Below are 21,923 nucleotides of genomic sequence, written 5' to 3'. Positions count from 1 at the left end.
GTCCGGTGCCGCAGCTGCGTTCTGACGGCCGCGAGACCTCTGTTTTGCGTCCGGTCAAAAGTTTATGCCTGCAAACATGCGCACCGGCTCTTGCACCGGGGCACAAAGCGTGGTAGGATATTCATGGTTAGTTAGACGCAACTATCCAAACGGGCAGCCACCCGTCTGCCCGCCCGGGCAGCACCGGGAAGGAAATGATATTCAGGAGGTTTTCGAGATGAACTATCTGGAAATTGAATCTGTTGTAGGCCGCGAGATCCTGGACTCCCGCGGCAACCCCACTGTGGAAGCGGAGATCACGCTGGCCGACGGCACCGTGGCACGCGGCTGCGCACCTTCCGGCGCATCCACCGGCGAGTTCGAGGCGCTGGAGCTGCGGGACGGCGATAAGGGCCGTTATCTGGGCAAGGGCGTGACCAAAGCTGTGGAAAACATCAACACGGTCATTGCGGACGCAGTGGTGGGCATGGATGCTTCCGACATCTACGCCATCGACGCCGCCATGATCCGGGCCGACGGCACCAAGGATAAATCCAATCTGGGCGCAAACGCCATTCTGGCCGTTTCCATTGCCGCCTGCCGCGCCGCAGCCGCTTCTCTGGAAATGCCCCTGTACCGCTTTCTGGGCGGCGTAAACGGCAACCGTCTGCCCGTGCCCATGATGAACATTCTGAACGGCGGCGCACACGCCACCAACACGGTGGATACGCAGGAGTTCATGATCATGCCGGTGGGTGCGCCCTCCTTCAAGGAAGCGCTGCGTTGGTGCGCGGAGGTGTTCCATGCGCTGGCTTCCATCCTGAAGGCCAGAGGTCTGGCTACTTCCGTGGGCGATGAGGGCGGTTTTGCGCCCAACCTGTCCAGCGACGAGGAAACCATTGAGACCATTCTGGCCGCCATCGAAAAGGCCGGTTACGTGCCCGGCAAGGACTTCATGCTGGCAATGGACGCTGCTTCCTCCGAGTGGAAGAGCCCCAAGGGCAAGGGCTTCTACAAGCTGCCCAAGGCAGGCACCGAGTTCACCTCCAGCGAGCTGATCGCACACTGGAAGAGTCTGGTGGAAAAGTACCCCATCATCTCCATCGAGGACGGTCTGGATGAAGAGGACTGGGAGGGCTGGCAGGAGATGACCCGCGAGCTGGGCGGCAAGGTCCAGCTGGTGGGCGACGACCTCTTTGTGACCAACACCGAGCGTCTGGCCAAGGGCATCGGGCTGGGTGCCGGCAATGCCATCCTGATCAAGCTGAACCAGATCGGTTCTGTTTCCGAGACGCTGGAGGCCATCAAGATGGCCCATAAGGCCGGTTACACCGCCATCAGCTCTCACCGCTCCGGCGAGACCGAGGACACCACCATTGCTGATCTGGCCGTTGCTCTGAACACCTGCCAGATCAAGACCGGCGCTCCCAGCCGTACCGAGCGTGTGGCAAAGTACAACCAGCTGCTGCGCATCGAAGAACAGCTGGGCGGCAGCGCGGTCTACCCCGGCATGGCAGCCTTCAACGTGAAGCGCTGAGCGGCCCATCGCGCCAACTGCTCCCATGGCACCTGTACTGCTTTTTCGGCGGTATGGGTGCTTTTTGTTTTAGAGGCTGCCAATTTTTTCCTGCAATCTTCTGTGCGGCCCGGACGTATCTCTGGCAGAACGGCCCGGAAGACCGCTCCGAAGGTTTGCCCTTTGCGCGGGCGCTGGTCCGGAATCACGCAAAGGAGAAGAACTTCATGTCATCTGCTATTTTACTGCTTTCCAAGCTGCTGGGCGAAGGCAGCCTGCTCAAGCTGCTGCTGTTTCTCTTGAAATTCGCAAAATAACTAGAAAAGTTCACACAAATGGGGTATTATAAGGATGGAAAGCTGTAGAGATTGCAGCGCGAAGGGAGGAAACCTTTATGAAAGTCAAAAAGTCTGTGGTGTTTGCGGCAGCATTGGCCTGCGGCATTCTGCTGGCGGTGCCGCTGGGTGCGGCGGCTGCATCCAACTATCGGATGGCCGAAAACGGCCCGGCAACCCGCGAGGAAAGTGCACGGCTGAACCGTACGTTTCTGTATCTGAACATTGAGTACAACGACCGCGCACCCCACGAGCAGCTGTCGCTGGACACGGCAGGGGACAGCGTGGTAAGCTGGCGCAGTGCAGACCCGTCCATCGTGACCGTAAGCCCGGACGGTGTAGTGACTGCCTGTGCGGAGGGCATCACCAACGTGTATGCCGATACGGCAAGCGGCACGACCCTGAGCTGTGCCGTGACGGTGACGAACAACATTGGCAGGGTGAGCCTGAGCGAGTCGCGCCTGTATCTGGAAGACATGGGCAGCAAGGCGGCTCTTACCGCCAGCGTGGCCGTGGAAAACCCGGCGGCAGTGCCCATCACATGGCGCAGCAGCAACCCGGCGGTGGCATCGGTGGATGTGAACGGCACAGTGACGGCTGTGGGCGAAGGCGAAGCCACTATTACGGCGTCCACCCCGGAAGGCCGGAACGCCACCTGTAAGGTGTACACCGGCGCTGTGGCTGTGCAGAAGCAGCAGAGCGGCGGCGCATTCCGCAATCTTTTTCAGTAAGCAATGAGAAAACGCGGCAGCGCGTTGAAAAACAGAAAAAAGGCCTCTGCGCAGGACGCGCAGGGGCCTTTTCTATGCCTGGGATTGATCCGGGATGCAGGCGCTTTGCCGCTTACTGAGCCTGACGCAGGCAGTCGTCCATAGCGGTAAAGATGGCCTGACTGGTCATAGTGGAACCGGAAACAGCATCCACGCCAGCGGTAGAACCGGTCTTGAGCAATGCAGCTGCCAGAGCTTCGGCAGCGGTGCCGCCCAATTCGGGAGTCTCGCCGGAAGCGTCGATCTCCACACCGGTCACCCGGCCGCCGGTGACCGTGACCTTGACAGTCACATCACTCAGGTAGCCCTGCGCGCTGGACGTATAGGTGCCATCGGTCAGGCTGGCGGCGTTGTCGGCGGCAGGCACGGTGCCGGTGTTCTGGATGTACAGGCTGAGCGCAACTGCCATGATAACGGTGACAACAGCCATGAGGATCACGTTCCGGGTCATTTTGTTTTTCATGAAAGGCGGATGCTCCTTTGATTACTTTGCGGGCTTGAAGCTGTCACGCAGGGTGACGACGCGGTTGTACACGCCCGGGTTCTTGCTGTCCGGGGTAAAGAAGCCGGTGCGCACGAACTGGAACTTATCGCCGGGCTTTGCGTCCTTCAGGCTTTCTTCCAGCTTGCAGCCCTTGCGTGCCACCACGCTTTCCGGGTTCAGGTAGTCCTTGTAGTCGCTGCCCTCGGGGATGGCGTTCATGTTGGCCTCGGTGAACAGCTTGTCGTACAGGCGCACCTCGGCGTCCACGGCGTGGGCAGCACTCACCCAGTGGATGGTGCCCTTGACCTTGCGGCCGTCGGCGGGATTGCCGTTGCCGGTCTCAAGGTCGGCGGTGCAGTGGATGGCGGCAATGCTGCCGTCGGCATTCTTCTCCACGCTCTCGCACTTGACGATGTATGCGCCCATCAGACGCACCTCACCGCCCACGGTCAGGCGCTTGAACTTCGGAGGCGGGACCTCGGCAAAGTCCTCGTTCTCGATCCACAGCTCGCGGGTGAAGGCCACCTTGCGGGTGGTGGTGTCATTGGCCTCGCGGTTGGGGTTGTTGGCCACATCAAAGTACTCGGTCTTGTCCTCCGGATAGTTGTCCACGACCAGCTTTACGGGGTCCAGCACGGCAATGCGGCGCTGTGCGGTCAGGTCCAGCTCGCTGCGGATGCAGGCTTCCAGCTGGCGCATGTCGATAAGGTTGTCGGACTTGGAGATACCGGCCTCCCGCACGAAGGTGAAGATGGAGGTGGGGGTGTAGCCGCGGCGGCGCAGGCCGCACAGGGTGGGCATACGGGGGTCGTCCCAGCCGTCCACGATGCCCATTTCCACCAGCTCACGCAGGTAGCGCTTGCTCATGACGGTGTTGGTCATGTTCAGGCGTGCAAACTCGCGCTGTTTGGGAAAGGCGGTGCCGAAGATGTTCTCGATGACCCAGTTGTACAGCGGACGGTGGTTCTCGAACTCCAGACTGCACATGCTGTGGGTGATGCCCTCAATGGCGTCCTGAATGGGGTGTGCGAAGTCGTACATCGGGTAGATGCACCACTTGCTGCCCTGACGGTGATGCTCGGCGTACTTGATGCGGTAGATGGCCGGGTCGCGCATATTCATGTTGGGGCTGGCCAGATCGATCTTGGCACGCAGGGTCTTTTCGCCCTCCTGGAACTCACCGGCACGCATCCGGCGGAACAGATCCAGGTTCTCTTCCGGGGTGCGGTCACGCCACGGAGAAGGACGGCTGGGCTTGCCGGCGTCGGCACCGCGGTACTCGCGCATTTCGTCGCGGGTCAGGTCGTCCACGTAGGCCTTGCCCTCCATGATGAGCTTTTCGGCATACTCGTAGCATTTATCAAAGTAGTCGCTGCCGTAGAAGATGCCGCCGTTGGGGTCGGCACCCAGCCAGTGCAGATCCTCGATGATGCTGTTGACGTACTCCTCACCCTCGCGGGCGGGGTTGGTGTCGTCCAGACGCAGGTTGAACTTGCCGCCATACTGGTTTGCAATGGACCAGTTGATATAGATGGCCTTGGCACTGCCGATGTGCAGGTAGCCGTTGGGCTCGGGCGGGAAGCGGGTATGGATCTCGCGGATCTTGCCCTCGGCCAGATCGGCGTCGATGATGTCGGTCAGAAAGTTTTTATCTGCCATATGTTTTCCCCCTGTCAAAGGCACAAAGTGCCTACATATTCCATAATACTATATAATACACTATTCTGCCGATTTCTTCAAGAGAAAGCGATAAAAGGCTCCCCATGGAGAAAGAAATACCTATTTTCCACAACTTTTGTCCTATCCCTTGACACCGGCAGAGAAGGAGAGTATATTTTTGCATGGTGTAAGGCGGATTTTGCCGTGTTTATAATAGGAGGAACCCCATGAACAGTTTAAAAGAAGTGTTCAGCTGGAAAAATATGCTGAAGAATTTAAATTTCTTTTGTGAGCTGAACCTTGGCCTGATCCTGACTGCGGTCGGCATCGTATACTTTAAAAATCCCAACCATTTTGCATTTGGCGGCACCTCGGGCCTGTCCATTCTGCTGGCAGACCTGTTCCCCCGGATCAACGTGGGCGGCTTCATGTGGATCATCAACCTGATCCTGGTGGTGCTGGGCTTCGTCTTTCTGGGCATCAAGACCATGGGCTGGACGATCTACTCTTCCTTTGCGCTGTCCTTTTTCGTGTCGGTGTGCGAGTGGCTCTATCCCGTCAACGTTTCCATGAGCGGTGACGCCATGCTGGATCTGGTGTTCGCAGTGTTCCTGCCGGCGCTTGGCGCGGCCATCGTGTTCGACATTGGCGCATCCACTGGCGGTACGGATATTGTGGCCCTGATCCTGGCAAAATATACCTCTATGGAGATCGGCAAGGCCCTGATGGTCAGCGATATCCTCATCGTGCTGGCGGCGGCATGGCGGTTTGGTATGGGCACCGGCCTGTACTGTATCCTCGGCCTGATCGGCAAGAGCTTTGTGGTGGATGGTGCCATCGAGAACATCCGCCTGCGCAAGGTGTGCACCATCGTGACGGCCAACCCGCAGCCCATTCTGGACTTCATCATCAAGGAAATGAACCGCTCTGCTACCGTGGAAAAGGCCTACGGTGCCTACACCCACCACGAGCTCAGCGTTCTGGTCACGGTGCTGACCCGCCGTCAGGCACTGCAGCTGCGCAACTTCCTGCGCGAGAACGATCCCCGGAGCTTTATCACCATCGTCAACTCCAGCGAGATCATCGGCAAGGGCTTCCGCTCCTTTAATTAAGGGAAGGCGCAGGATCTGCCCGTTTTTGCCCCATTGGTGCACAATGCCGTATTGACGAACGGCCAAAAAAACGATATACTATATCCCGGCGGTGCAGCAGTGCCGCCGGATGCCGGGGTGTTGCGCAGTTGGTAGCGCGCCTGCTTTGGGAGCAGGAGGCCGCGAGTTCGAGTCTCGCCACTCCGATATGAATAAAACCCACGGTCTGACGTTGCAAAATTCGTCTTTCCGTGGGTTTTTCTTTGTCTCGTCAGATCTGACGAGTTTATTTGATGCAGCTGGAGCAGGGCGTATAGCCTGCTTCCACGGCTTCCTCGTAGCTGGAGAACAGGACCTGATTCTTCTCTGCCGGCAGGTTCGGGCAGCTGGGCAGGTGGAACTTTTTGCTGTTCACATTGCCGATGTAGGTCTGCTGGGCTGTGCTGGATGCCGCTGGGTCGGTGGGGTTCAGTGCGGAATCTGCCGCAAAGTGCTCGGTGCCCACGGTGTAGTTCTGGCCGTCCGAACCAATGGTGATGGTGCCCTGCAGGTCGGTGCGGTAGACATCCACCCCGGCGTCCCGCAGGATGCTCAGGGTCTCCTCGTGGGGGTGGCCGTACTTGTTGTTCACACCGCAGGAGATGACGCCCATTTCCGGCAGCACCGCATTCAGGAAGAGGTAGCTGGTGGAGGTGCTGGAACCGTGGTGGCCCACCTGAAGAACATCGGCCCTGAGGTTGGCACCGCTGTTCACAAGGTCGGTCTCCGCCGTCTTTTCCATGTCGCCGGTCAGCAGGAAGCTGGTGGAGCCGTAGTCGATGCGCAGCACGAGGGAGGTATCGTTGGTGTCGCTGTATTGTGCCACCGGCCCCAGCATGGTCACGGTGGCGCCGCCCAGCGGCCACATGGTGCCCACGGCAGGCACCTCTACCTGCAGGCCCTGCTGTTGGGTGTACTTGACAAAATCCTGAAAGCACTTGGTGGAGGCATCGGTCACCGGGCTGTACACATGGTACGCCGGGAAGTAGGCCAGCGCCGCAGCCAGACCGCCCACATGATCTTCATGGGCATGGGAGCAGAACACATATTCCAGCTGCTCCACCCCCTGACTCTGCAGGTAGGACACCACCAGACTGCCGTCGTCCACATTGCCGCCGTCGTAGAGCATGAACTGTCCGTCACACTCCACCAGCACGCTCAGCGCCTGACCGACATCGATAAAATGCACCTCCAGCGGTGCATCCACCGTGTCCACCGTCGCAGCGGCAGAGGACGGGTTCGGCACCACATCGGCGCTTCCACCCGGAACGGATGGCATGCTGCAGCCCGCAAGACTCAGTACCAGCGCGGCGGCAGCGGCCAGCGCAGCAAGGCGCTGCCACAGGCTTTTTTTATGCGGGGTCACTTTTTCTTCTTTCCAGTTTTCCACGTTGCGTTCTCTTTCTGTTGATTGTTTTTGGGCTTGTGCGCAGGTGCCGAATGGGGCGCAAAGCGTGCGCCGGGGCTGGGCGCACGGCCTGCCGGTCCAGCGCCGCGGCTCTGGCCGTGGGCAGGCTTGCCGTTATGGCCCTTCTGGTTCGGGCGCACCGTATAGGTGCCGTCATTGTGGATGGTCACATCGGCGGCTTCGGCCCGGCGGGCAGAGCGCTGCATGGCGCGGCGGCCTGCGGCGGGCACCAGCAGGGGGATCAGGTCCTCCCGGTGGGTCATCTTCAGTGCCTTGACCACCTTCTCGGCGTTGCGGGGCTCGTAGTACTGCAGCAGCGCTCGCTGCAGTGCCTTGCCCTCGGGGGTCTTTTCCACGAACACCGGCTTCAGGGTGTAGGGGTCCAGACCGGTGTAGAACATGCAGGTGCTCACGGTGCCGGGGGTGGGGTAGAAGTCCTGCACCTGCTCCGGGCGCATGTGGTTTTTGTAGAGATATTCCGCCAGATAGACCGCATCCTTGAGGGTGCTGCCCGGGTGGCTGGACATCAGGTAGGGAACAAGATACTGCTTTTTGCCCGCCTTTTTGCTCAGCTCATAGAACTTATCCTTGAACTTGTTGAAGGTCTCGATGGGCGGCTTGCCCATGTAGGCCAGCGTATTGGGCGCACAGTGCTCCGGAGCCACCTTCAGCTGGCCGGACACATGGTACTCCACCAGCTCCTTGAAGAAGGTGTCGTCCGGGTCGGCCATCAGGTAGTCGAACCGGATGCCGCTGCGGATGAACACCTTTTTCACGCCCGGCAGCTCCCGCACCCGGCGCAGGATCTTCAGATAATCGCTGTGGTCCACGATCATGTGGGAGCAGGTGGTGGGGGCAAGACAGTGCTTGCCGCCGGTGCACATGCCCCGCAGCATCTGCTCCCGGCAGGAGGGGAAGCGGAAGTTTGCGGTGGGGCCGCCTACATCGTGGATGTAGCCCTTGAAATCCGGCTCGTGGGTCATGCGCTCCGCTTCTGCCACGATGCTGTCCGCGCTGCGGCTGGTGACACGGCGGCCCTGATGCAGCTGGATGGCGCAGAAGTTGCAGCCGCCGAAGCAGCCGCGGTTCTGGATGATGGAGAACTGCACCTCCCGGATGGCGGGCACACCGCCCATGCTCTCGTAGATGGGGTGATACCGGCGGGTGTAGGGCAGGGCATAGACCTTGTCCAGTTCCCCGCGCACCAGCGGCTTTGCGGGGATGTTCTGCACCAGATACTTCTCGCTCTGCTTCTGCACGATGATCTGGCCGCTGACCACGTCCTGATTGTCCATCTGGATGCGGCAGGCCTTGGCATACGCCGTCTTATCCGACGCCACCTTTTTAAAGCCTGCGCACTCCACGTAGCGTTCGGGCAGATGGTCGAAGTCGGTCATGTAACAGGTGCCGTCCACGTCCGTGATGCTTTCCACCGGCTCCCCGGCGGCAAGGCGGCGGGCGATCTCCACGGTCTGGTGCTCGCCCATGCCAAAGCTGATGATGTCCGCGCCGGAGTCCTCGGCAATGCTGGGCAGCACGGTGTCCAGCCAGTAGTCGTAGTGGGCAAAGCGGCGCAGGGACGCTTCCAGACCGCCCAGGATCACCGGCAGGTCGGGATAGGCCTGCTTGGCAAGGCGGGTGTACACGGTGGCGCTGCGGTCCGGGCGTGCACCGCCCTTGCCGCCGGGAGAGTATTCGTCCTCGGCGCGGGGGATCTTTGCCACGGAATAGTGGCTGACCATGCTGTCCACGTTGCCGCCGCCGATGAAAAAGCCATACTTGGGCTTGCCGAACCGCTTGAAGTCCTCACAGTCGGTGTAGCGGGGCTGGGCCAGCACGCCGATCTTATAGCCCTCGGCTTCCAGCAGACGGCTGATGATGGCGGTGCCAAAGCTGGGGTGGTCCACATAGGCGTCGCCGCCCACCACCACAAAGTCCAGCTGCTCCCACCCGCGGGCCTCCATATCGGCCCGGCTGATGGGAAGAAATTCGGTGTAGATCTTAGGGGAAGAGTTGTCCATTTGCTAATATCCTCATTCTTGGTTGAACACGGGCAGCATCCTCGCCCTCTCCGTCAATGCTTGCGCATTGCCACCTCTCCCAAAGGGAGAGGCCTTGGCAGTCCATGCAAAGTTTCCGGTTTCGCCAGAGGCTCTCCCTTTGGGAGAGCTGGACGCGAAGCGGCCTGAGAGGGCGAGCGCTCTTTTGTTTTTCATTCCTCCGGCTGGTTCATCTGCATCTCCAGCCACTGCTGGCGGCTGATGAGCACTGCACGGGGCTTGGCACCCTCGTAGGGGCCAATGACGCCTTTCTGCTCCATTTCGTCCATGATGCGGGCCGCGCGGGCGTAGCCCAGCTTGCAGCGGCGCTGCAAAAGGCTGGTGGAGGCCTGACCGGCATCGATGACCACCTCCACGGCCTGCTTGAACATGGGGTCGCTGTCCGGCTCTTCGTCCGCATCCGCGCCGCTGCTGCCCTTTTTGCCGTCCTGAATGGCATGCTTTTCCATGGCCTCGATCATGGCTTCATCGTACTGCACGGTGCCGCTCTGCTTGATGAAGTCCAGCACACGGCTGATCTCCTCATCCCGCACAAAGGTGCCCTGAATACGGGTGGGCTTGGGCGCACCCACCGGCATGAACAGCATATCGCCCATGCCCAGCAGTTTTTCGGCACCGGAGCCGTCCAGAATGGTGCGGCTGTCCACCTGACTGGACACCGCAAATGCGATGCGGCTGGGGATGTTGGCCTTGATCAGGCCAGTGATGACGTCCACGCTGGGGCGCTGGGTGGCCACGATCAGGTGCATGCCGGCCGCGCGGGCCTTCTGGGCGATGCGGCAGATGGAGTCCTCCACATCCTTGCCCACCACCATCATCAGGTCGGCCAGCTCGTCGATGATAATGGCGATGTAGGGCATCTTTTCCAGCTCCGGCCGTTCTGCGGCCAGCTTGTTGAAGGACTTGATGTCACGCACATTGTTCTCCGCAAACAGGCGGTAGCGGCGCTCCATCTCCTGCACGGCGCTGCCCAGCGCACCGGCGGCCTTTTTCGGCTCGGTGACCACCGGCATCAGCAGATGGGGAATGCCGTTGTACTCGGCCAGCTCCACCACCTTGGGGTCGATCAGCAGCAGCTTCACGTCCTCCGGGCTGGAGCGGAACAGCAGGCTCATGATGATGCTGTTCACGCACACCGATTTGCCGCTGCCGGTGCTGCCCGCGATCAGCAGATGGGGCATCTTGCACAGGTCTGCCACCTGCGCCACACCGGCAATGTCCTTGCCCAGCGCGATGCCCAACGGTGAGGTCATGCGCAAAAAGCTCTGGCTCTCGAACACGCTGCGGATATACACCGGGGTCTTTTTGTGGTTGGGCACCTCGATGCCGACGGCGGGCTTGCCGGGAATGGGCGCTTCCATGCGCACGTCCGCCACCGCAAGGTTCAGTGCGATATCGTCCGCCAGCGAGGTGATGCGGCTGATCTTGACGCCCGCCATGGGCTGCACCTCGTACCGGGTGACGGAGGGACCCCGGGAGATGTCCAGCACACGGGTGCGCACGCCAAAGCTTTCCAGCGTGTCCACCAGCTTCTGGGCATTGGCCTTGAGCTCTTCCTGCGCACCGGGGTCGGTCTCGTCCTGCGATTTTTCAAACAGCTCGATGGGCGGGTACTGGTACTGATAGGTATCCACCGGTTCGGTCTCGTCCACAGGGGCCGCTGCCGCGGCCTGCTCGGAGGCGGCGGGCTTTTCCATTGCCGCTGCCACCAGCGTGCTGATGTCCTTTTCCTCCACCGGTTCAGCGGTAATGCTGATCCAGCCGTCCTCATCCGGTGCGCTGCGCATGGCCGCCGCGTTTTCTGCACTGACACGGGCGGGTGCTGTCGGCACGGCGGGCTGGATGGGCGCCGCAGGCATTTCCGGCGTGATGGCCGCTGCCGGAGCTTCCGGCGGGACGGTGGGCATCACCGGTGTATCAAAGCTTTCTGCCGCAGGCTGCACCGGCTGTGCGGCCTTTGCAAAGAAGTCGGACGCATCCGTTTCCACCGCATCTGCCACGATGGGCTGCGGGGCAGGTTTGGGGGCCGGGCGCAGCGGGTTCTGCCCAAAGGTACCGCCCGGGCCCACGATGAGCGGCTCGATGGGCTCGCTGCCGCCCTCCTTTACCTCAGTGTGGTCGGGGCCAAGGTCTACGTCAAAGGAAGCCCGGGGCCGGGATACCCGTACCTGCACCGGCGTGATGGCCGGGGCGGCAGGCTCCGGCTGGGCAAGCGGCTGACCGGAAGTGTCTGCGGGCGGCTCCGGCTGCGGGGCTGCCTCCGGCTCCTCCGCTTCCATCTCTTCGGTCACCTTGTGGCCCCAATGCCGGATGCCGTTCAGCCAGTCCGGCACACCGATATGGAATGCAGGGCCGGCCGGTTCGTCCTCCGGCTCCTCTTCTTCATATTCGTCTTCGGCTTCCTCCTCGGCCTCCTCGGCCTCTGCCGCCCGGGCGGCCGCACGTTCCGCACGGCGCTCCGCGCTCTGCCGGGCAAGGGCGGCGCCCTTTGCGTGCACCCCGCCGAATGCGGCGCACAGCCACTGCCAGACCTCTGCCGGGGTCAGGTCAAAAATGTACAGACTGACGCAGAGCGCCAGCACCGCCATGATCAGGTTTGCCGCCGGTCTGCCGCAGAGCAGCAGCAGATTGCCGCCCAGCAGTGCGCCCAGCGCGCCGCCGCCCAGCCATGCATTCACGCCGTTGGCATAGCAGGCGGCAGTCATCTGGAACGCAGACAGCCCCTGCGGCTGGATATCCGAAAAAACGATCACGGTCCCGCAGGCAAACACCAGCCCCAAAATCAGTTTGAAGATCGGGGGCAGAAGGTCTTCGCCCCGGGTATACTGCACGGCAAGGCAGCACACGGCTGCGCCCAGCACAAAGCTGCCGCAGCCAAAAAGTCCGAACAGCACATCGTGCAGGGCCTTCCATGCCGAATCTCCCTCCACAAAGGCCAGCACCACCAGCAAAAGGCCTGCGAACAGGGTGCCAAGCCCTGCCGGGAGCCGCTGTTCGGCGCGCTTTTTGCGCGATGATGTGCGCCGTGTTGTCGTTTTACGTTTTCTTGTCGCCATTCTTCTCTGTTCCCCACATTTGTAGTAGACACACTATTTGATTTTATTATTGTACCACGCAGGGAAGAAAATGGCAAACCTATTGTTGTACAAATTTCTTCAGCCCGGCAGGCCAGCAGATAGCTTTCTCCGCGAACAGCGACGGGTTGCGGCACCCAGCATCCGCTTCGCTATCGCTTGCGTCTTGCTGGCCGCTGCCCCAACAGCTTCTCCCTGTTTTCTGCCGCGGGCAGCGGTCGTCGCTGTTGCAAGACTCCAGTCCCGCCCTACTGCCTGCGGCAGCAGGGTCCCACCCCCGGGACATTCGCTGGAGAAACTATCTGCCGTCCTGTCTTCTTACTCTTTTTCGATTTCTTTATACAGCCACGCCAGTGCATCCGAAAGCCCGCCCAGCTCGTCGATGAGCTTTTCCTTCACGGCCCGGCGTCCGTCCAGCACGGTGCCCATGTCCATCACCAGCTCGCCGGTGTGGAGCATCAGGTCAGTGTAGCGCTTTTCGGTCATGCCGCTGTGGGCCGCCACAAAGCCGGTGATGCGCTGCTGCATCTGCTCAAAGCTGCGCATGGTCTGCGGCACCCCCAGAATGACGCCGGAATGCCGCACCGGGTGCACGGTCATGGTGGCTGTGGGCACGATGAAGCTGCGCCGGGCGCTGACGGCAAGCGGGATGCCGATGGAGTGTCCGCCGCCCAGCACCAGCGTCGCGCTGGGTTTGGACACGCTGGCGATCAGCTCCGCCAGCGCAAGGCCCGCTTCCACATCCCCGCCCACCGTGTTCAGCAGCACCAGCAGGCCCTCGATGCGGGGGTCCTCCTGCGCGGCCACCAGCTGAGGGATGACATGCTCGTACTTCGTGGTCTTCTGGCCCTGCGGCGCTTCCGAATGGCCTTCGATCTGTCCGATGACGGTCAGGCAGTGGATGACATGCCCGCCGCGGGCCAGCGTGACCGTGCCCAGATCCTCGATCTCTTCTTTTTCCAGCCGACCTGCGTCGGTCTGCTGCGTTTCATCGTTCATATGCTTTCCTCCTGCGTTTTTTGTCAGCATTCCCCGGCCTGTGCCGGGCTATACAGACCCGCCGCAGCAAAAAAACGGTAACATTTCATAAAATTTTTTTGAGAATGATTTGACATTCTCCATCAGTGCTGTATACTTTAAATAATTGACTGTAATATCTGCAATATGAACCCGTAAACGGATCGGGGTTTCTCTGCGCCGCATCTGTAAAGCAGGCAGCTGCGGCAAGTACTGCGATAGAGCGAAAGGAGAAAGTATTCTATGAGCACCCCTGCAAAGGCTTCGCTTCCCGTTATCAAGCGTCTTCCCAAATATTACCGCTATCTGCGCTCTCTGCAGGAAGACGGCATCAACAGCATTTCCTCCCGCGAGCTGGCTGCTCAGATGGGCACCACTGCTTCGCAGGTACGACAGGACTTCAACTGCATCGGCGATGTGAATGGCCGGCAGGGCATCGGCTACTCGGTGGAAAACCTGCTCTCCATTCTGGAAGGCCTGCTGTTCGGCAACGGCGACCGCCTGCCCACCATCCTGATCGGCTGCGGCCGTCTGGGCAAGGCAGTGAGCCGCTTTATCACCACCGATACCAACGGCTACCGCCTGATCGCCGCCTTTGATGTGGCACAGAGCGAGGTAGGCAAGGAGATCAGCGGCATCCAGATCCGCCATATCGACGAGCTGGAGTCTTTCTGTGCCGAGCATCACCCCAAGGTCGCAGTGCTCTGTGTGCCCCGGGACGGTGCGGAGCAGGTCAGCGGCCGTCTGGTGGATCTGGGTATCGAGGGCTTCTGGAATTTCTCCCACTATGACCTTTCGGTGTCGTACCCCGATGTGGTGGTGGAGAACGTCCATCTGGGCGACAGCCTGATGAGTCTGGGCTACCGCCTGCGCAATCAGGACTGAACGTACCTATTATAAGTAATAAGAGAACCCTCTCAGTCAAAGCCTGAGATGCCGCCGAACCCTCTCAGTCTCGCATACGCTCGACAGCTCCCCCAAAAGGGGAGCTTTATGAGTGGGGACGGGAAAGTTTCTGCTTCTCCGGCGAAGGACAGCCTGCCCGGAAGATGCAGAAAAGCTCCCCCTTCGAGGAAAGACTTCCCCCGCTCCGGGGGAAGATGTCGCGCAGTGACAAAAGGGGGAATCTGGCAAAGCCGTCAGGATTTGGCTGAGAGGGTTCTTTCTGTAAGGAGAGTTTTTCAAATGGCAAAACTGTATTTCCGTTACGGCGCGATGAACAGCGGCAAGAGCACCGCCCTGATGCAGGTGGCCCACAACTACGAGGAGCAGGGGATGCGGGTGCTGATCCTCAAGCCGCAGGTGGATACCAAGGGCGGCGGTGAGCTGGTCAGCCGTCTGGGCGTCCGCCGCAAGGCCGATCTGCTGATCCCGCCGGAAACGGATGTGTTCGAGGCGGTGCGTCAGGCCAACAGCACCGCTGCCCTTGCCTGCGTGCTGTGCGACGAGAGCCAGTTCTTCACCCCGGAGCAGGCCGAGCAGCTGTTCATGGTCACGGTGGACCTGAACATCCCGGTGATCTGTTACGGCCTGCGGGCAGATTTCTCCCTCAAGGGCTTCCCCGGCTCCACCCGGCTGCTGGAGCTGGCCCACACCATCGAGGAAATGAAAACCATCTGCACCTGCGGCCGCAAGGCCATCTGCAACTGCCGCAAGGTGAACGGCAGATTCGTCTTTGAGGGCGAGCAGGTGGCCATCGATCTGGAAAACGATGTGCAGTACGTGAGCATGTGCCCCCAGTGCTATTTCAAGGCAAAGCGCGCGTTCTACGCCGAAAAAGCTGCTTCGCAGGCTGATTAAAACTTGTATACAAGGCTGCTGTGTCCAACGACACGGCAGCCTTTCTTTTTATCTCCGGCCTACGGGCGCAGTCCACGCAACAGCGCAAAATATGTCGCTGTCGGCGCTTTTTCACCCCCCAAAAGGACGAAGAAGCACCGATTTCCATGCCCGCAGACCGGTGCCGGGGGACCGCCGCAAACAATTGATATATCAGAGTGAACATTTTTTGCGCTATTGATATATCAGTTTAAAGGCTCTCATCCGGGCTTTTTAAGCTGTTGTTCGTCCACAATGTATGCAACGATTCTACGTTCTGAAACGGAATGTTTACAAAATTATTGCAAAATTCGACGTTCCTCCTATGATGCATCCCAGTTTTCTATGCAAAATAGCGAAGTATACATGTTGCACAGTTTTTCGAGCCAAGTTTATTCATTTCAGCGAAGGCGTCAATTCTTGCGCGAAAACAAGAGCAATATTTGTACGTTTTTTGTTTAGATATCTGCAATTTGCGTCTTTCTTTTTGGCTGTTGTTTTGTTATCATAATTGTATACAACGGGGTATGTGCAGAACCCCCGTTCGAGATGATGTTTTCTGTATTTAGGAGGAGAACGAAAATGAGCAAGGCAATTTCTCGTCGTGATTTCATGAAGGTCACCGGCGCTGTGGGCGCTGCCGGCCTTCTGGCTGCCTGCGGCGGCAACTCTGCTGCATCCAGCTCTGCTGCTTCCACCGCTCCCGCTGCTTCTGCAGACGAGAGCCTGGCACTGTCTGACGGCCCTGTTTCCATGACCATCAGCTGGTGGGGCGGCGACAGCCGTCACGAGGCTTACCAGAACGCCATCAAGGAGTTCCAGGCTGAGCACACCAACATCACCATCGAGCCCACCTTCGCCGCATGGTCCGGCTGGGAAGAGAAGATGGCAGCTGCCTTCATCGCAGGCAACGCACAGGATGTGTGCCAGGTGAACTGGAACTGGCTGTACAACTACTCTGCCGACGGCAGCAAGTTCGTGGACCTGAACACTGTTTCCAAGTTCCTGGATCTGACCCAGTGGGATGACGCTGCCATGGACGCCTGCTACGTTGCAAACAGCCAGCAGTGCGTGCCCGTTTCCATGACCGGCCGTATCTTCTTCTGGAACATGACCACCTTCAACAAGGCTGGCATCACCGAAGTTCCCAAGTCTCTGGATGATCTGATGGCTGCCGGCAAGGCATTCAAGGAGAAGCTGGGCGACGATTACTACCCCATGCACCTGGGCGCATACGACCGTATGATCCTGATGGTCTTCTACCTCGAGTCCAAGTACGGCAAGGACTGGGCTGACCCCGTCACCTCTACCCTGAACTACACCGAGGACGAGATCGCTGAGGGCATCGACTTCATCAAGAGCCTGGTGGACGGCCACGTCATGATGAACCTGAAGACCTACTACTCTGCAAACTCCGATACCGCTACCCACCAGTCCAACGAGTGGATCACCGGTAAGATCGCAGGCATCTTCGAGTGGGATTCCGCTGCTTCCAAGTACTCCTCCGCTCTGGATGACGCCAACAAGGACGGCTTCACCGTTGGCGAAGAGATCAAGTTCGGCGACAACAACGGCGGCTTCTCCAAGGTCTCCATGGGTCTGGCCATCACCAAGACCAGCAAGTGCGTTGCCGAGGCTGCTACCCTGATCAACTTCCTGCTGAACGAGGAGAAGGGCGCTTCCATCATGGGTTCTGAGTGCGGCATCCCCGCTTCCAAGGCTGGTCTGGCTGCTGCTCAGGCTGCCGGCGCTGTCAAGGATCTGGTGGCTGAGGCAAACGCCAAGGTCATGGCTTTCACCACCAACAAGCTGGATCCCCTGTTCGAGAACAACGACCTGAAGGCTTCCGGCACCGGCATCTATCAGGAAGTGTTCGATACCGTTGACTACGACGGCGTTGCCGGCGCAGACGTTGTTGACACCCTGCTGGACGGCATGGAGTCTGTTGGCTACACCATCGGCTAAGTTCCATTTTTGAGTGCCGCCGTGTGCGGTCACGCACAGAAAAGGGCACCCTTTGACTGAACCTGAGGGGCACCTGCCGCCCGACCGGCAGATGCCCCTTTTTTGTCAGAGATATATTACAAAATCTTGACAAAGCTGTATCCAGTCTGTTACCCCTTCGTCCGTCTCATGCTCCGAAATTCCTTAAAAAGGAGGATTTCCCAGATGAAAGAAAGCAATGCACCCGCCGTCGGGCGCACCCCGTTCCAGAAGTGGCTGGACAAATATCAGGGCCTGTTTTATCTGATCCCCTGGATCATCGGCTTCGTCGTCTTTAAGGCAGTTCCCTTCGGTCAGTCGCTGTACTACAGCTTCACCGATATGAACTTCTTCGAGAGCGGCACCAAGTTCGTTGGTCTGGCCAACTACATCACGGCCTTTACCACCACCAAGATCACCAAGGCGCTGATCATCACCTTCAAGTACGCTTTCATCACCGTGCCGCTGAAGCTGGTCTTTGCGCTGTTCATCGCATACATCCTGAACTTCAAGATCGCATGCGTCAACCTGTTCCGTACTGTGTACTACATCCCCTCCATTCTGGGCGGCTCTGTTGCTATCGCCGTTCTGTGGAAGGCTGTGTTCAGTGTGGACGGCCTGCTCAACACCGTTCTGCGCGCTGTCACCTTTGGTCTGGTGCAGGGCCCCGAGTGGCTGTCTGACCCCAGCTACGCGCTGTGGATCATCTGCTTCTTGCGCATCTGGCAGTTTGGTTCTGCCATGGTGCTGTTCCTGGCTGCTCTGAAGGGTGTGCCTGCCGACCTGTACGAGGCTGCCACCATTGATGGTGCCGGCAAGTGGCGTCAGTTCTTCTCCATCACCGTTCCGATGATCACCCCCATCATCTTCTACAACCTGGTCACTCAGATCTGCCAGGCTTTCCAGGAGTTCAATGGCCCGTACATCATCACCAACGGCGGCCCCCGTGGTTCCACCACGCTGATCTCTCTGCTGGTTTACAACTACGCATTCAAGTCTTATGACATGGGTATGGCATCCGCTCTGGCATGGATCATGTTCATCATCGTCTGCATCCTGACGATCATTGCATTCACCAGCCAGAAGAAGTGGGTCTACTACTCTGACGAAAGGTAAGGTGACCAGTATGGGAATGAAAGCATCGAACAAAATCGCGACCTTCTTCAAGTATTTCGTCCTGATCCTGGTCGGCGTCATCATGATCTATCCTCTGCTGTGGATGATCAGCGCTACCTTTAAGGACAACAGCGAGATCTTTGCAGGCATCAGCCTGTGGATCAAGCACCCCACTCTGGATGGCTACCGCGGCGCTCTGAACAACTTTGGCGGTTCCATCAACATCCTGCAGGCCATGCTGAACACCTACAGCTACGTTATCCCCAAGGTGATCTGCACGGTGGTCTCCGCCTGTGTGGCTGCCTACGGCTTTGGCCGCTTCGATTTCCCCGGCCGTAAGCTGATGTTCAACATCATGCTGGCCACCCTGTTCCTGCCGCAGGTCGTTCTGAACGTGCCGCAGTACCTGCTGTACAACAAGTTCGGCTGGCTGGACAGCCCCTTCTATCTGGCCATCTGGGTGCACTGCGCATTTGCGACCGAGACCTACTTCGTCTACCAGCTGGTGCAGTTCATGCGCAATGTCCCCCGTGATCTGGACGAAGCTGCCGCCATCGACGGCTGCTCCTCCTTCCAGACCCTGTACAAGGTCATCGTGCCCATGCTGGGCCCCGCTCTGGTGTCCTGCGCACTGTTCCAGTTCATGTGGAGCTGCAACGACTTCATGGGCCCGCTGCTTTACGTCAGCACCCCCGGCAAGTATCCCATGTCCCTGTTCGTCAAGCTGTCCATGGACGGTGATACCGGTTTCGCCTGGAACAAGATCCTTGCTCTGTCGCTGATCTCCATCCTGCCGCAGCTGATCGTTTTCTTCTGCGCACAGGACCAGTTCGTTGAAGGTATCTCTGCCGGTGCCGTCAAGGGCTAAGCCCCGCGCACAAGCATAAGATCTCTGATACAAACACCCCCTGTGCCGTTCCCGTAGATGGCACAGGGGGTGTTTTTAATGATGTGTTCCCGCAGCGGAATGATCATTTCTTATGTCCTTTGCGGTACTGCAGCGGGCCGGTGCCCATCACCTCGCGGAATACCCGGCGGAAATGGGCGGCGCTGGCAAAGCCGGTCTGCTCTGCCACCGCGCTGATGGACAGCTCTGTGGTCTCCAGCAGCTTCTGAGCCGCTTCGATGCGGCGGTTGTTGATGTAATCCACGATGGACTGGCCTGTCACCCGCCGGAACAACCGGCTCAGGTAGTAGGGCGAAAGATAAAACTGCGCCGCTACCTCGGTGAGGGAAAACTTCTGCCGGTAGTTGGCCGCAAGGTAGGCGCAGATCTGCTCCACCGTCTCGTTGCGGGGGCGTGCCACGGCACTGCTCTCTGCAAAGCACTCCTGCTCCACGTAGTGCAGGATCAGCAGCAGGTACAGCGGGCCGGGATAATCCTGTTCGTCCATTGCACTGCTCATCATTTCCAGCAGGGTGCGTATCCGGCTGGTCCACTGCACCGGTGCATACAGCACGGTGCGCTCCCCGGGCGCAAACAGACGCGAAAAGTCCCGCCCGGCCGTGGTTTTCAGGTCATGCAGCATCCCCAGCGGAAAATGGCACCCCACGATCTGGGGCACGACGCTGCCGGTCTGCAGAAAGCTGCAGCCGCCCGGGCCCAGCAGCACGGCGCTGCCGGGGTTTACCAGTACGCTCTGACCGCCCGATTCCAGCGTCACGCTGCCTTCGGACACCAGCAGCAGATAACAGGTGTCCTCGTCGGGCAGCAGCTCGTGGCGGTTCGCATTCAGGCGCAGGGTGGCAGCGGCCACCTTGCCGGTGATCTTTTCACGTTCTGATCTCATAATACACTTCTCATCATCTTCCGAGGGAAAACCCTCTCCGTCATCGCTGCGCGATGCCACCTCTCCCAAAGGGCGAGGTTTTATGCATTTGACCGTTCCGCTCCATAAAAGCTCCCCCCTTTCGGGGGAGCTGGCAAACCCTTTGGGTTTGACTGAGAGGGTTCTTTTTCATCATACCATGCCCAAGGCATTTGGGCAAGACAAAACCATCAGGAGGTTCTCTCATGAATCTGTCGCTTATCCGTTCCATGACGCGCAGCGCTGTTTTCGAGCTGGAAAACGACCTGTGCTACCGTCCGGCCCATCCGTTCATCGTCACCCTGAACGGCAGGACCGTCTACGAAGCCTGCAATACCAACGTGTTCTCCCTGTTCTCCCTGCTGCCCGGCACGGAATACACGGTGGGCGTGCAGGCTGAGGGCGAGAGCCTGACCTGCACCTTTACCACCGAGGCCGAGACCTTCTTTGTGGATGCATCCCGCTACGGTCTGGTGGCCGACGGCACCACGGACAACACCCTCAAGCTGCAGGCTGCCCTGTCCACCTGCCCCAAGGGCGGCACGGTGTATGTGCCGGCAGGCCGTTACCGCACCTGCAGCCTGTTCATGAAGAGCTGCACCACCCTGTACCTTGAAAAGGGCGCTGTGCTGCTGGGCGACAACGACCGCACCCACTATCCCATCCTGCCCGGTGTGATCCCCAGCGAGAACGAGGTGGACGAATACTACCTGACCGGCTGGGAGGGCAACCCCCTGAGCAGCTTTGCCGGCCTTTTGAACATCACGCAGGTGCATGACGTCGTTGTGACCGGCGAGGGCACGCTGGACTGCGACGCGGAGAACGGCGACTGGTGGGTGACGCCCAAGATCAAGCGCATCGCATGGCGTCCTCGTGCCGTGGCCATGGTGGACAGCGAGAACATCTGCCTGCACGGCATCACAGTGCAGAACAGCTACTCCTGGACCATCCACCCCATCTTCGTCAAGCACCTTGACCTGCTGAACTTCAACATCAACAACCCCTACAACGCCCCCAACACCGACGGCATCGACCCCGAAAGCTGTGAGTACATCCGCATCATCGGCGTGAACATCCATGTGGGCGACGACTGCATCGCCATGAAGGCCAGCAAGGTGTTCCTTGGCATGAAGCTGAAAAAGAGCTGCGAGCACACCGTCATCCGCAACTGCCTGCTGGACAAGGGCCACGGCGGCATCGTCATCGGCAGCGAAATGAGCGGCGGCGTCAAGGATATGGTGGTCACCCAGTGCCTGATGGACCACACTGACCGCGGCCTGCGGGTCAAGACCCGCCGCGGCCGCGGCAACACCGCCGTCATTGATGGGCTGGTGTTCCGCAATGTGGAAATGCGCGGCGTCAAGGCTCCCTTCGTTATCAACATGTTCTATTTCTGCGACCCGGACGGCCACGGCCCCTATGTGCAGTGCCGCGACGCCATGCCCGTGGACGAGTACACCCCCAAGCTGGGCAGCCTGACCATGGAGGACATCGTGGCCACCGACGCCCAGTTCGCCGGCTGCTACTTTGACGGCCTGCCGGAGCAGCCCATTGAGCGCGTTACCATGAAGAATGTCACCATCACCTTTGACCCCAACGCCAAGGAAGGTCAGGCCGCCATGGCAGATAACCGCCCGCTGGTGAAGAAGCTGGCCATCTATGCCGAAAACGTCAGGGAGATTGACCTGCACAACGTCAAGATCGAGGGCTACGAGGGCGAGCGCCTGCATTTTGCCAACGTCGGCCATTTTGAGGAGGACTGAAAC

General features: G+C 59.5%; 16 protein-coding genes and 1 tRNA gene. 10 read left to right on the top strand and 7 right to left on the bottom strand.

Annotated elements, in window-relative coordinates; genetic code table 11:
* The first annotated feature begins 217 nt into the window (after positions 1 to 217).
* Together eno and ACNSPV_RS04105 are read left to right on the top strand one after the other, a co-directional pair.
* Positions 218 to 1,516 carry a phosphopyruvate hydratase gene (gene eno / locus ACNSPV_RS04110; protein WP_348584516.1) on the top strand — a complete coding sequence of 433 codons (1,299 nt, stop codon included), beginning with the start codon at positions 218 to 220 and terminating at the stop codon, positions 1,514 to 1,516.
* Between the two features lie 373 nt (positions 1,517 to 1,889).
* Positions 1,890 to 2,561: an Ig-like domain-containing protein gene (locus tag ACNSPV_RS04105; RefSeq protein WP_348584517.1), complete on the top strand. Its 672-nt coding sequence runs from the start codon at positions 1,890 to 1,892 to the stop codon at positions 2,559 to 2,561.
* A 112-nt stretch (positions 2,562 to 2,673) separates the two neighbouring features.
* On the opposite strand, the gene ACNSPV_RS04100 is transcribed toward ACNSPV_RS04105, so the two are convergent.
* Together ACNSPV_RS04100 and ACNSPV_RS04095 are read right to left on the bottom strand one after the other, a co-directional pair.
* Positions 2,674 to 3,063, bottom strand: coding sequence for an FMN-binding protein (locus ACNSPV_RS04100; protein ID WP_348584519.1), 390 nt, complete (start codon positions 3,061 to 3,063; stop codon positions 2,674 to 2,676).
* Positions 3,064 to 3,084: 21 nt separating this feature from the next.
* Positions 3,085 to 4,743, bottom strand: coding sequence for a glutamine--tRNA ligase/YqeY domain fusion protein (locus ACNSPV_RS04095; protein ID WP_348584520.1), 1,659 nt, complete (start codon positions 4,741 to 4,743; stop codon positions 3,085 to 3,087).
* Positions 4,744 to 4,970: 227 nt separating this feature from the next.
* On the opposite strand from ACNSPV_RS04095, the gene ACNSPV_RS04090 reads away from it, so the two are divergent.
* Positions 4,971 to 5,855: a YitT family protein gene (locus ACNSPV_RS04090; protein WP_348584522.1), complete on the top strand. Its 885-nt coding sequence runs from the start codon at positions 4,971 to 4,973 to the stop codon at positions 5,853 to 5,855.
* Positions 5,856 to 5,968: 113 nt separating this feature from the next.
* Positions 5,969 to 6,041 (top strand) — tRNA-Pro (locus ACNSPV_RS04085).
* 79 nt (positions 6,042 to 6,120) lie between these two features.
* Here ACNSPV_RS04085 and ACNSPV_RS04080 read toward each other — a convergent pair.
* The 4 genes from ACNSPV_RS04080 to ACNSPV_RS04065 form a co-directional block, all read right to left on the bottom strand.
* A complete protein-coding gene (locus ACNSPV_RS04080; RefSeq protein WP_348584523.1) occupies positions 6,121 to 7,263 on the bottom strand; it encodes a ComEC/Rec2 family competence protein in 1,143 nt (380 codons plus the stop codon).
* Positions 7,236 to 9,302: a YgiQ family radical SAM protein gene (locus ACNSPV_RS04075; RefSeq protein WP_348584524.1), complete on the bottom strand. Its 2,067-nt coding sequence runs from the start codon at positions 9,300 to 9,302 to the stop codon at positions 7,236 to 7,238. Before ACNSPV_RS04075 ends, ACNSPV_RS04080 begins: the two co-directional genes overlap by 28 nt.
* Positions 9,303 to 9,493: 191 nt before the next feature.
* Positions 9,494 to 12,397, bottom strand: a complete 2,904-nt coding sequence (locus ACNSPV_RS04070; RefSeq protein WP_348584525.1) for a DNA translocase FtsK — start codon at positions 12,395 to 12,397, stop codon at positions 9,494 to 9,496.
* Positions 12,398 to 12,733: 336 nt separating this feature from the next.
* Positions 12,734 to 13,414: a ClpP family protease gene (locus ACNSPV_RS04065; protein ID WP_249237980.1), complete on the bottom strand. Its 681-nt coding sequence runs from the start codon at positions 13,412 to 13,414 to the stop codon at positions 12,734 to 12,736.
* A gap of 261 nt (positions 13,415 to 13,675) precedes the next feature.
* On the opposite strand from ACNSPV_RS04065, the gene ACNSPV_RS04060 reads away from it, so the two are divergent.
* The 5 genes from ACNSPV_RS04060 to ACNSPV_RS04040 all read left to right on the top strand — a co-directional run bounded on the left by ACNSPV_RS04060 (position 13,676) and on the right by ACNSPV_RS04040 (position 19,217).
* Positions 13,676 to 14,317, top strand: a complete 642-nt coding sequence (locus tag ACNSPV_RS04060; RefSeq protein WP_339395461.1) for a redox-sensing transcriptional repressor Rex — start codon at positions 13,676 to 13,678, stop codon at positions 14,315 to 14,317.
* Positions 14,318 to 14,617: 300 nt separating this feature from the next.
* On the top strand, positions 14,618 to 15,232 hold the full coding sequence (locus ACNSPV_RS04055; protein WP_249237982.1) for a thymidine kinase: 615 nt from the start codon (positions 14,618 to 14,620) through the stop codon (positions 15,230 to 15,232).
* A 600-nt stretch (positions 15,233 to 15,832) separates the two neighbouring features.
* On the top strand, positions 15,833 to 17,215 hold the full coding sequence (locus tag ACNSPV_RS04050; protein ID WP_339395462.1) for an ABC transporter substrate-binding protein: 1,383 nt from the start codon (positions 15,833 to 15,835) through the stop codon (positions 17,213 to 17,215).
* A gap of 204 nt (positions 17,216 to 17,419) precedes the next feature.
* On the top strand, positions 17,420 to 18,349 hold the full coding sequence (locus tag ACNSPV_RS04045) for a carbohydrate ABC transporter permease (RefSeq protein ID WP_154259430.1): 930 nt from the start codon (positions 17,420 to 17,422) through the stop codon (positions 18,347 to 18,349).
* Between the two features lie 10 nt (positions 18,350 to 18,359).
* A complete protein-coding gene (locus tag ACNSPV_RS04040) occupies positions 18,360 to 19,217 on the top strand; it encodes a carbohydrate ABC transporter permease (protein ID WP_005942942.1) in 858 nt (285 codons plus the stop codon).
* 103 nt (positions 19,218 to 19,320) lie between these two features.
* Here ACNSPV_RS04040 and ACNSPV_RS04035 read toward each other — a convergent pair whose 3' ends face one another.
* Positions 19,321 to 20,139: an AraC family transcriptional regulator gene (locus tag ACNSPV_RS04035; protein WP_348584526.1), complete on the bottom strand. Its 819-nt coding sequence runs from the start codon at positions 20,137 to 20,139 to the stop codon at positions 19,321 to 19,323.
* Positions 20,140 to 20,363: 224 nt separating this feature from the next.
* Between ACNSPV_RS04035 and ACNSPV_RS04030 the strand changes: the two genes are divergently transcribed.
* A complete protein-coding gene (locus tag ACNSPV_RS04030; RefSeq protein ID WP_348584527.1) occupies positions 20,364 to 21,920 on the top strand; it encodes a glycoside hydrolase family 28 protein in 1,557 nt (518 codons plus the stop codon).
* Positions 21,921 to 21,923: the final 3 nt, after the last annotated feature.

It is taken from the genome of Faecalibacterium sp. 3, assembly GCF_048323735.1.
Taxonomy (GTDB): Bacteria; Bacillota; Clostridia; order Oscillospirales; family Ruminococcaceae; genus Faecalibacterium; species Faecalibacterium wellingii.
The sequence above is the reverse complement of the archived record's forward strand: the minus strand, read 5'-3'. Positions and strand labels throughout refer to the sequence as shown.

Coding starts and splice junctions, on each gene's coding strand:
- ACNSPV_RS04030 (WP_348584527.1), top strand. CDS start 20,364: ATGAATCTGTCGCTTATCCGTTCCATGACGCGCAGCGCTGTTTTCGAG.
- ACNSPV_RS04065 (WP_249237980.1), bottom strand. CDS start 13,414: ATGAACGATGAAACGCAGCAGACCGACGCAGGTCGGCTGGAAAAAGAA.
- ACNSPV_RS04100 (WP_348584519.1), bottom strand. CDS start 3,063: ATGAAAAACAAAATGACCCGGAACGTGATCCTCATGGCTGTTGTCACC.
- ACNSPV_RS04055 (WP_249237982.1), top strand. CDS start 14,618: ATGGCAAAACTGTATTTCCGTTACGGCGCGATGAACAGCGGCAAGAGC.
- eno (WP_348584516.1), top strand. CDS start 218: ATGAACTATCTGGAAATTGAATCTGTTGTAGGCCGCGAGATCCTGGAC.
- ACNSPV_RS04095 (WP_348584520.1), bottom strand. CDS start 4,743: ATGGCAGATAAAAACTTTCTGACCGACATCATCGACGCCGATCTGGCC.
- ACNSPV_RS04060 (WP_339395461.1), top strand. CDS start 13,676: ATGAGCACCCCTGCAAAGGCTTCGCTTCCCGTTATCAAGCGTCTTCCC.
- ACNSPV_RS04040 (WP_005942942.1), top strand. CDS start 18,360: ATGGGAATGAAAGCATCGAACAAAATCGCGACCTTCTTCAAGTATTTC.
- ACNSPV_RS04105 (WP_348584517.1), top strand. CDS start 1,890: ATGAAAGTCAAAAAGTCTGTGGTGTTTGCGGCAGCATTGGCCTGCGGC.
- ACNSPV_RS04090 (WP_348584522.1), top strand. CDS start 4,971: ATGAACAGTTTAAAAGAAGTGTTCAGCTGGAAAAATATGCTGAAGAAT.
- ACNSPV_RS04050 (WP_339395462.1), top strand. CDS start 15,833: ATGAGCAAGGCAATTTCTCGTCGTGATTTCATGAAGGTCACCGGCGCT.
- ACNSPV_RS04045 (WP_154259430.1), top strand. CDS start 17,420: ATGAAAGAAAGCAATGCACCCGCCGTCGGGCGCACCCCGTTCCAGAAG.
- ACNSPV_RS04075 (WP_348584524.1), bottom strand. CDS start 9,302: ATGGACAACTCTTCCCCTAAGATCTACACCGAATTTCTTCCCATCAGC.
- ACNSPV_RS04070 (WP_348584525.1), bottom strand. CDS start 12,397: ATGGCGACAAGAAAACGTAAAACGACAACACGGCGCACATCATCGCGC.
- ACNSPV_RS04035 (WP_348584526.1), bottom strand. CDS start 20,139: ATGAGATCAGAACGTGAAAAGATCACCGGCAAGGTGGCCGCTGCCACC.